We start from the raw sequence: 10,482 nt of genomic DNA, 5'->3' as shown, positions 1-10,482 counted from the left end.
AGCTAAAACAAAAAAAGTTTAAAAAAAATTACTTTTCTAAAAAAAAAACTACAACTTTTTGTAATTATACCCCTTAATTATTCCTTTCACAGTAAGGATTTATGAGGGGTATTTTAAATTTTAGCTGTCAAAGACAGGATACTACAATAAAAATAGGGGCATAAATAAACAAAATAATTTAAATACTAAATGAATAATTCTTCTTTTCTAATATTATTCATTTAGTTATTTATTAATTTATATAGCAAATAGTTATTATTCTACAGTTACGCTTTTTGCTAAATTTCTTGGATGGTCTGGATCATTACCCCTATTTATAGCACAATAATATGCATAAAGCTGAGTTACAATTACACTCAAGATTGGAGAAAGATAAGGATCGGTGTTAGGGATAGAGAAAACTTCATCAGCAACATTCTCAAAAGAATTATTAGCTTCAAAAGTTATTGATAAAACTTTAGCTCCTCTAGCTTTTACCTCTTTCATATTAGAATCCATTTTATCGTAAAGAATAGGATTACAGCAGGAAGCTACAACTAATGTATTTTCATCAACTAAAGCTATAGGTCCGTGTTTTAATTCACCAGCTGCAAAAGCTTCTGAATGAGTGTAATTAATTTCTTTTAGTTTTAATGCAGATTCAAGAGAAATTGCAAAATCACTTTGTCTTCCAAAGTAAAAAACTTTGCTCTTATTAAATTGCCTTGCTGCAAATTTTTGTATTTCTTCTTGTCTATCAACTATTTTTTGAGCTTTTTCAGAAATAGTTTCTAATTCATCCATTAAAGATTTAGCGATTTTATCATCTTTAACTAAAGAACAAGTTAGTAAATAAACACACATTAACTGAGTTGTAAAAGCTTTTGTTGAAGCAACTGCTATTTCAGGACCTGCTTGTGTATACATAACATAATCTGCTTCTCTTGATACAGTCGAACCAACAACATTAGTTATAGCAATAATCTTTACTCCATTACTTTTTAGTATTCTCATTGCTTGAAGAGTATCTGCAGTTTCACCAGATTGAGATATTACAATACATAAATCATCTTTATTTATAATAGGATTTCTATATCTAAATTCAGAAGCAACATCAACTTCTACGGGTATTCTTGCATAATGTTCTATTGCATATTTTGCAACAACTCCTGCATGATAAGCTGTCCCACAACCAACAATAACAACTTTTTTAGCATTATTTACTGCATTTGCAATTTCACCTAAATCTAGTTTTCCACCATAAACTCTAGCCTTAAAAGTTTGTTCAATCGCATATGGTTGTTCGACAATTTCTTTAAGCATAAAATGTTCATAACCATTTTTTTGTGCTGATTGCATATCCCAATCAACATGAGTTATATCAATATCTACTAAGTTTCCATCTTCGTCATAAATCTCTACTTTATCACTTGTTATTTTAGCTACTTGATTATCATCTAAATATTGTACTTCTCTAGTATATTCTAACAAAGGTGTTACATCAGAAGCTATTATATTATAATCTTCACCTCTACCAATAATTAATGGACAGTCTTTTTTGGCAACAACAATACAATTAGGATTACTTTTACACACTACAGCTAATGCATAAGAACCTTCTAATCTTTTTAAAGCTTCACTAACAGCTAATAATAAGTCTCCGTTGTAATGAAAATCAATTAAATGTGCAACACATTCAGTATCTGTTTCACTTCTAAATTTAACATTATGTTTTTCTAACCATTCTCTTAACTTAGCATGATTTTCAATTATTCCATTATGTACTACTGCAATATCATTACTTACATCAGTATGTGGGTGAGAATTTACATCACTAGGCTCACCATGTGTTGCCCACCTTGTATGCCCAATTCCAACATTTCCAGTAATTGGAGAAGTAGAAATTAAATTTTCTAGATTAGATAATCTACCTTTAGCTTTTCTTATTTGTAAATCATTATCATTTAATAATGCTATACCCGCTGAATCATACCCTCTATATTCTAATTTAGATAAACAATCTAATAATATAGTTGATGCTTCAAAATCGTTATCACCATTAGAACAAAACCCTACTATTCCGCACATAATAAATCACCCTTAAAATTAATATATTATTAGTATAACAAATATTTTAATTTTAAAGTAGTGAAAAGTATTAAATTGATTTTATGAACAAAAAAAAACTTAAAATATATTATTCAATTTATGATTAATATATTTAAGGTAATAAATATTCTAAATTTTTCTATTTAAAAAGAGGACTTAAAGCTTTATCATATTTTAAATATTTTCCATAAGCTTTTTTATACTTCTCATAATTCTCTTCAACAGGAGAAAAAGAAGCTTTAATATTTTGTCCACAATGATTTATTGCACATTCATCTATAGTTATTTTTTCAATTAAACTTAATACTTGAATAGCTCCACCAAACGCAGCACTTTCTTGAATAGTTGGAATAGTAACCGGTAAATTGAAGATATCACTAACCATTTGAGACCAAATTTTACTATTAGCTCCACCACCAATTAGTATAAGTTCTTTAGCTTTAAAACCAAGTTCTACAAAAGCATCAAGACCTATCTTCATTGCAAAAACACCACTTTCAAGAGCAGCTCTTGATATATTTTCTCTAGAAGTATTTGCACTATTCATTCCAAAAATTGTAGCTTCGCCATTAGGATAATTAGGAACTCTTTCTCCATTAAAATATGGAAGAATCGAAATCCCATTTGAACCAACTTCTGCTTTTGATGCTAATATATCTAATTCTTTTACATCTATTTTTAATAAGTTTCTAATCTGTTCAGAAACTACAGTACAGTTCATTGTACATAATAAAGGTAAATATCCACCACTTGATGAAATAAATGCAGCTAATCTTGATCTTCTATCACTTACAACTTTCTCACTATAACCAAATAAAGTACCACTAGTCCCCATACTCATTACGAGTGAACCTTCATGAGTACAACCACAACCAATAGCACCTATCATATTATCTCCACCACCACAAGAAACAATTACTTCATAATTAAGACCTAATTCTTTAGCAACACTTTCTCTTACAAATCCTTGGATTTCGTTTGGTTTAATAATTCTAGGAAGACAAGTAGATAAATCTCTTTCACTATCAATTGCTTTTAAGATTTCTTTTGACCAACATCTATTCTTTACATCAAATAAAGCTGTACCACTAGTATCTCCTTCTTCCATAGTAATATTATTAGTTAAGTAAAAGTTTATATAATCATGAGGAAGTAAAATATGAGCTAATTTATCATAAGCTTCTTTATTATTTTGCTTTAAATATAAAATCTTTGATGCTGTATATCCAGGTAATATTTGATTTTGGATTAATTCAAAAACCTTATCTTCACCACCAACCTTTTCTGTAATTTCATTACATTGAGCTGAGGTAGATGTATCGCACCATAATTTTACAGGAACTATTACTTCTTTATTTTCATCTAAAGCAACAAAACCATGTTGTTGTCCTGATACACCAATACCTTCTATTAAAAATTTTGTTTCACTAGGTATTTGTGAAAAACAATCTTTTATAGCATCAATATACCAAGATGCCATTTGCTCTCTAGTTCCATCTTCTTTTGAAATCAACTTGTGAGAAGATGTTGCTTTTGCTATTATTTCTTTGCTTATTGAATCATAACAAACTACTTTTGTGCTTTGAGTACCACAATCTATTCCTGCTACTATAGCCAAAATTAACTCCTATTAATTATAATCTATCTATAAATCCTGTTTCAAATAATATTTCAGATCTTTCAAGGTTTTGGTCATTAGGATGTTCAATTAATTGTATCATCATATCTACAGAGGCTTCTGCAATCTTTTTTACAGGTTGTGTTATTACAGAAATAGGGAATTGAAGCATATCGAACCATTTATTATTATCATAAGTAACTATTTTAATATCATTTGGTATGTTTAATTCTAAAAATTGGATAGCTTTAATAGCTAAATGGCAAACACCTGATGTTGCACATATAAGTCCATCAACTTTATTCTTTTTTACAAATTTCGAAATCTCTTCAATAGCATTTTCTTGAAAATAATCAATCTTCTTTATTTTAGGATGTTTTTCATCATACTTTTCTTGCCAACTTAATCGATAACCTAATTCTCGTTGATGTACACTAAAAACTTCTTGAGGATATCCTATGAAACCAACATTTTTACAACCATGATTAAATAAATAGGTTGAAGCAAAATATCCAGATTGAAGATTATTAATCCCAAAAAAGACTTTTTTTACGTTTTCAAATTTTCTATCAAAACAAACTATTGGAACTCTTGTTGTTTTTAATCTTGGATCACAAGCAAAAGAATTTACTGGAGAAATAATTATTCCACTAACTCTTTCATTGTCCAAAAGTTTATTAATATTTTGTTGTTCTAGTTTTAAATCATCTTGAGAATCACATACAATAATTGAATAATTTACTTCTCTACAATGATTTTCAATAGATTTTATTACCGAAATTGAATAATCCTCAGTAATATCAGCAACAATTAAACCAATATATCTTGTTTTTTTAGAAAAACCTGTCCCTCTTTCGAAAGATAAATCTTCCATAGTTTTCTCAACTAATTGTCGAGTTTCAGGTTTAACAAATCTTGTATTGTTAATTACATGAGAAACTGTAGAAATAGAAACACCTGCAGCTTCAGCAACATCTTTTAAAGTAACTTGTTTTCTACTGCTCACTTTAGAACTCCTTTTGTGCAGATATCTCTATAATTCTAATCTAATAACCATAATCTTTCAATAAATTTATTTATTTATCAACTTTTCGTATCATTATCAGATATTGCTTTATTTTTTTCCTTATTTTCAGATTTTTCTGACTTCTCATTTTCTACTTTATCATTAATGTTACCTACATGAGATTTTGTTCTTCTATTTTTTGACCAAATATCATATATAACAGCTAATGCAATTATTGCACCACGTACAACTTGTTGTAAATAGGAATTAACATTTTGTAAATTCATAATATTATTTAAGAAACCAACAATAAATGCACCAATTACTGTACCACCAGCTGTACCAATACCACCTGAGAAACTTGTTCCACCAATAACTGATGAAGTTAATGCAGTAAATTCATAGTTAATTGCACCATTAGGAAGACCAGCATTAACTCTAGACATAAATAATACACCTGCAATACCTACAAATACACCGTTAATTAAAAAAGCAACCATTTTATTTCTATTAACATTAATACCAGATGCTACAGCTGCTTCTTCATTACCACCAATTGCATATAAGGAACGACCAAATGCTGTATTTTTTAATATGTACCAAGTAAAAACTAATGTTATAACTAAAAATATTACTGGAGTTGGCAAAAACCCTATAGAACCTTGTCCAACTTTTACATAATCTCCTAATTGATATATATTTTGTCCATTAGTAAATAATAAAGCTCCACCTCTTGCCATTGCTTGCATTGCAAGTGTTGCAATAAAAGGAGGTGTTTTGAACTTAGTAACCATAAGTCCATTTATAAAGTTACATGCAACTGCTACTAAAATAGCTACAGCAAATGCAACAAACATTGATTGAGTTCCTTGATATGCAGCAACTGATAAAACACCAGAAAGAGCTAGTACTGATCCTGCTGATAAATCAAGCATACCACATATAATTAAGATAGTTTCACCAAAAGCAAGTATCGTTGTAACAGATATTTGTCTTGAAACATTAGATAAGTTTCTAGGTGAAAAAAAGTTTTCATTCACAAATGTAAAAATGATAAACAAAACAACTAGAACCATGAATATACTATATTTTTTTGTCAGAGAAGACCAAGCTTGTCCGAACTTCTTAGATTTATTTTCCAAAACTAAAACTCCTTATTTCCTATTTCATACCTGTTGCGTAGCGCATTATATTTTCTTGAGAGAAGTCTTTTCTTTCTAACTCCCCTTGTATTTTCCCTTCAGCCATAACATATATTCGATCACACATACCAATTAATTCTGGCAGTTCAGAGGAAACCATGATTTGGGCTCTGCCATCTTTTGCTAAATCAGTCATTAATTTATAAATTTCAAATTTAGCACCTACATCAATACCACGAGTTGGCTCATCTAAGATTAATATTTCTGGATCACTTAACATCCACTTTGCAAGAACAACCTTTTGTTGATTCCCCCCGCTTAAAGCTTCTATGGCTGTAGAAATTGTTGGTGTTTTAACATTCATTTTAGAACAAATATCATTTACACTATCAACTTCTTCTTTAGAATGTAAGAAACCCTTGTAAAAAATCTTTTTTAGTGAAGATAACGTTGTATTTTCTTTTACATCTCTAACAGGAATGATACCAAATCTTCTTCTATCTTCACTTAGCATTACAAGTTTATTTTTTATGCTAGTTCCAACATCTTTGATTTCAATTTCTTTATTAGATAAATAAACTTGACCTTCATCATAAGGATCTAAAGCAAACAGAGCTCTCATAACTTCAGTTCTACCAGCTCCCATAAGTCCAGCAAATCCTACAATTTCACCCTCTTTTACATGGAAGTTAATATCACTAAATACACCAGCTTTACTGAAATTTTTAACAACAAGCTTATCATCTTTTATTTCAACTTCTTCTTTAGGATAATTACTGCTATCAAACTCTCTACCAACCATTAAATTAATAACTTTTTCAATAGTTAATTCTTCAACAGGTTTAGTATCAACAACAGTTCCATCCCTAAGAATTGTAATATCATCAGCAATTCTAAAGATTTCATCCATTTTATGTGAAATATAAATAATAGCTACACCTTTAGCTTTCAATTCTGCTATTTTTTCAAATAAACTTTCAACTTCTTTATTAGAAATTGCAGAAGTTGGTTCATCCATAATAATTATTGAAGAGTTATTAGAAACAGCTTTCAATATCTCAAGCATTTGACAATCAGAAACTGATAACTCTTTAACTTGTTGCTGTGGGTTATAAGATAACCCCTCACTTTCTAATAGACTAACAGCATTTTCTCTTATTGCTTTCCAATCTATTCGATTAATTTTATTTTTAGGCCATTTTCCTAAAATTAAACTTTCTTCAACACTCATTTCAGGAACGAAGTTTAATTCTTGGAAAATCATAGAAACACCATGTTCTCTTGCTTGAATAGGATTTCTTATATCTACAACTTTTCCATCAATCTTAATTTCACCAGCATCTTGATGATAGACACCGTTAATTATTTTCATTAAAGTTGATTTTCCAGCACCATTTTCCCCACAAAGAACATGTACAGTTGCAGGCCTAACAGCAAAATTAATATTATCTAATGCTTTTACACCAGGAAAGGATTTTTCAATATTTGTTACTTCCAATTTATATTGGCTCATTATTTTTTACCCTCTGTTTTTATTTATACAAACATATGAGGTATATTTAGAAATATACCCCATATTTAAATTAGACTTTAAATTACTTAATAAATCCAACTTCTTTATACATTGCAATATATTCATCAACGTTATCAGCATTTACTAATGGACAGTCAATATCTATATCAATTTGTTGAGCATCATCTTCAGTTAACAATGTATTAACAGTTGCTAAAAGATTAGAAGCTAAGTCAAATGCACTTTGTAAACAAGTTGATGTCATTTTACCTTCTTTGATTAATAAACAAGCTTCAGCTGTTCCATCAACACCGTAAGATAAAATATCATTATATTCATCCATATCTTTTACAACTTCTAATGCACCAGCACACATATTGTCATTCATAGCAATAATAGCATCAATTTTATCATTAGCTTGTACCCAGTCTTCCATATGAGCCATTGCTTCATCTTTATTCCAGTTTGCAATTTGTTCACCAACGATAGTTACATCAGAACGTTTTTCAAAGAATTCTTTTTCCCAAGAAATTCTTCTTTGGTCAGCATGGAAGTTTCCAGGAGGGCCTTGTAATACAACAACATTTGCATTTTCAGGAATTTGAGTTACAGCAACTCTTGCATTAACAGCAGCTTGTTCATAAGGATCAGCATCAACTGAAGATGCACCATCAATACCAGAAATACGAGCATTTGTAGTTATACAAATGATACCTGCATCAACAACTTTTTCTGCATAAGGTCTTTGAGATTCACCATTGTTTGGTTGTATGATTATAGCGTCAAATTGGTTTGTAATTGCATTTTCAATCATTGAATTTTCAATATCATCTGAAGCTTGTCCATCAAAAACACTTACTTCAATATTAGGATATTTTTCTGCTTCTGCTTTAATTGAGTTTGCTAACCATGCAGCAAAAGAGTCAGCTTGTGCTCTTGCAATATATGCAACTTTATACACATCTTCTTTTTCTTCAGATGCACCATTAGCAAAAACCATGCTTAATGATACACAACTTAACAAAATAGCTAATAAAACTTTTTTCATTTAATACTCCTTTTAAAATTAATAAAAATTTTTCTCTGTGTCTTATATTATCATAGTTATTTTGCTTGTCAAGAAATTTTTTACAAATTTTATTTTATCTATTTTCTTTATATATAGGTATTTACAAAATTTATAATAAATATTTTTTTATCTATTTTGCGCAAATTACAATAAAAATTATAGAATATTTTTCTTGACATCCTTTTTTATTTATGCAAATAATTAAACTAGATTATTATATAAAGGAAATTAGAATGAAAGCATTAGTTCTTGAAGAAGTAAACAAAATTACAATGCGTGAGATAGAAATAAAAGAAGAACTATCTCCAAATGATGTTAGAGTTGAGCCACAATGTGTTGGAATCTGTGGTAGTGATGTTCATTATTATAAATATGGAAAGATTGGAGATTTTGTTGTAAAAGAACCAATGGTATTAGGACACGAAGCTAGTGGAATAGTTACTGAAGTTGGATCTAATGTTAAACATCTAAAAGTTGGAGACAGAGTTTGTATGGAACCTGGAATACCTAATTTCCAAAGTTCAGAAACAATGAATGGTATGTACAATTTAGATCCTGAAGTTAAATTCTGGGCAACTCCACCTATTCACGGTTGTTTAAGAGAATCTTTTGTTCACCCTGGTATATTAACTTTTAAATTACCTGACAATGTCTCCTTTGAAGAGGGTGCAGCTGTAGAACCAGTAGCTATTGGTATGTATTCTGCTAAAAAAGCTCAATTAGAACCAGGAGATACGGCACTAGTTATGGGCGCTGGGACTATTGGAATAGTTACAGCAATTTCAGCTTTAGCTTCAGGATGTTCTAAAGTAATAATCTCTGATATTAAAGATGATAAACTTGATATAGTTAGAAAAAACTACCCTTCTATAATCTGTGTAAATTCTCAAAAAGAAGATTTAGATCAAATAATAAAAGATAATACTATTAATGGAGTTGATGTTTTCTTTGAAGCAACTGGTGCAAAAAATATTTTAACAACATTCACAAAATTTGTTAGACCTGGTGGTCGTGCGGTATTAATTGGAATGCCAATTGAACCTGTAAAATTAGATGTTGTTGGCTGCCAAGCAAAAGAAATAACATTATTCACAATTTTCAGATATGTAAATATGTTTGAAAAATCTCTAAGATTAATTAGTTCAAAAACTTTAAATGTAAAACCTTTAATTACACATAATTACAGTTTTGATGATGCAATAGAAGCTTTTGAATTTGCAGCAACAGAACCTGGTGATGCAATTAAAATCATGTTACATAAATAAATAAATTAATCTTTTTTCCTTAATTTTACTGCTTCTTATTAGAAGCAGCTTTTTTTACTTGACTATAACGTTACGTAATAGTTTATATTAATTTATAAGAGGATAATATGATTATTAACGAACTAGCTAAACTATCTAATATAAGCATAAGAACATTGCAGTATTATGATAAAATTGGGTTACTTAAACCTTCAAGAAAAAATCATTCTGGATATAGAATTTATGATAACGAAAGTATTAAAAAGCTTCAACAAATTCTATTTTATAAAGAACTAAACTTTTCTTTATCACAAATAAAGACAATCATTAACGATAAAAACTTTGATAAAGAAAAAGCTTTAAATGCACAAAGAAAACTTTTAGAAAAGAAAAGAGATCGATTAGAAAATTTATTATCACTAATTGATTCGGTAATCAAAGGAGAAAACAACATGAGTTTTAAAGAATTTAATATGGATGAAATTAACAAGGCAAAAAAAGAATATACTAAAGAAGTTGAAGAAAAATGGGGAAACACTAAAGCTTATAAACAAAGCAAAAGACACACCGATTCTTATTCAAAAAAACAATGGGAAATTATTAAAGAAGAAAGCAACAATATTTTAGAAGGGTTTTCAAAAATTATTAATAAAGAAAGTGATTGCTTAGAAGCACAAACTTTAGTCCAAAAATGGAAAGATCACATAAACAAGTATTATTATGATTGTGATAATGAGATGCTTAATAATTTAGCAGATATGTATATATCAGATTCAAGATTTACTAAAAATATGGATAAATT

Annotated in this window: 8 protein-coding genes; 2 read left to right on the top strand and 6 right to left on the bottom strand. The window is 29.0% G+C overall.

The annotated features are described in order from the left end of the window. Window positions 1-255 precede the first annotated feature (255 nt). The 6 genes from glmS to ACPKM0_RS01145 all read right to left on the bottom strand — a co-directional run bounded on the left by glmS (window position 256) and on the right by ACPKM0_RS01145 (window position 8,415). Window positions 256-2,067 carry a glutamine--fructose-6-phosphate transaminase (isomerizing) gene (glmS, locus tag ACPKM0_RS01170; protein ID WP_472472965.1) on the bottom strand — a complete coding sequence of 604 codons (1,812 nt, stop codon included), beginning with the start codon at window positions 2,065-2,067 and terminating at the stop codon, window positions 256-258. A gap of 160 nt (window positions 2,068-2,227) precedes the next feature. Further along, window positions 2,228-3,706 carry a xylulokinase gene (gene xylB, locus ACPKM0_RS01165; protein WP_472472964.1) on the bottom strand — a complete coding sequence of 493 codons (1,479 nt, stop codon included), beginning with the start codon at window positions 3,704-3,706 and terminating at the stop codon, window positions 2,228-2,230. 16 nt (window positions 3,707-3,722) lie between these two features. Then, window positions 3,723-4,712 (bottom strand): LacI family DNA-binding transcriptional regulator, encoded by a 990-nt coding sequence (locus tag ACPKM0_RS01160; RefSeq protein ID WP_472472963.1) that lies wholly within the window; start codon window positions 4,710-4,712, stop codon window positions 3,723-3,725. A 77-nt stretch (window positions 4,713-4,789) separates the two neighbouring features. Next, the gene (locus ACPKM0_RS01155; protein WP_472472962.1) at window positions 4,790-5,854 is read right to left on the bottom strand and encodes an ABC transporter permease; all 1,065 of its coding nucleotides are present in this window, start codon (window positions 5,852-5,854) and stop codon (window positions 4,790-4,792) included. 19 nt (window positions 5,855-5,873) lie between these two features. After that, on the bottom strand, window positions 5,874-7,367 hold the full coding sequence (locus ACPKM0_RS01150; RefSeq protein WP_472472961.1) for a sugar ABC transporter ATP-binding protein: 1,494 nt from the start codon (window positions 7,365-7,367) through the stop codon (window positions 5,874-5,876). Between the two features lie 82 nt (window positions 7,368-7,449). After that, window positions 7,450-8,415 carry a sugar ABC transporter substrate-binding protein gene (locus ACPKM0_RS01145; protein ID WP_472472960.1) on the bottom strand — a complete coding sequence of 322 codons (966 nt, stop codon included), beginning with the start codon at window positions 8,413-8,415 and terminating at the stop codon, window positions 7,450-7,452. Between the two features lie 254 nt (window positions 8,416-8,669). On the opposite strand from ACPKM0_RS01145, the gene ACPKM0_RS01140 reads away from it, so the two are divergent. Then, window positions 8,670-9,701 carry an NAD(P)-dependent alcohol dehydrogenase gene (locus ACPKM0_RS01140; protein ID WP_472472959.1) on the top strand — a complete coding sequence of 344 codons (1,032 nt, stop codon included), beginning with the start codon at window positions 8,670-8,672 and terminating at the stop codon, window positions 9,699-9,701. A 107-nt stretch (window positions 9,702-9,808) separates the two neighbouring features. Continuing rightward, window positions 9,809-10,482: MerR family transcriptional regulator (locus tag ACPKM0_RS01135; RefSeq protein WP_472472958.1), on the top strand; the 674-nt coding region annotated here is incomplete at its 3' end.

Source organism: Pleomorphochaeta sp. (genome assembly GCF_050031695.1).
Classification (GTDB): Bacteria; Spirochaetota; Spirochaetia; order Sphaerochaetales; family Sphaerochaetaceae; genus Pleomorphochaeta.
This window is presented reverse-complemented; position numbering and strand designations above follow the sequence as displayed.

Excerpts from the sequence above, each read along its gene's own strand:
- glmS (WP_472472965.1), bottom strand. The coding sequence starts at position 2,067 with ATGTGCGGAATAGTAGGGTTTTGTTCTAATGGTGATAACGATTTTGAA.
- ACPKM0_RS01150 (WP_472472961.1), bottom strand. The coding sequence starts at position 7,367 with ATGAGCCAATATAAATTGGAAGTAACAAATATTGAAAAATCCTTTCCT.
- ACPKM0_RS01145 (WP_472472960.1), bottom strand. The coding sequence starts at position 8,415 with ATGAAAAAAGTTTTATTAGCTATTTTGTTAAGTTGTGTATCATTAAGC.
- ACPKM0_RS01140 (WP_472472959.1), top strand. The coding sequence starts at position 8,670 with ATGAAAGCATTAGTTCTTGAAGAAGTAAACAAAATTACAATGCGTGAG.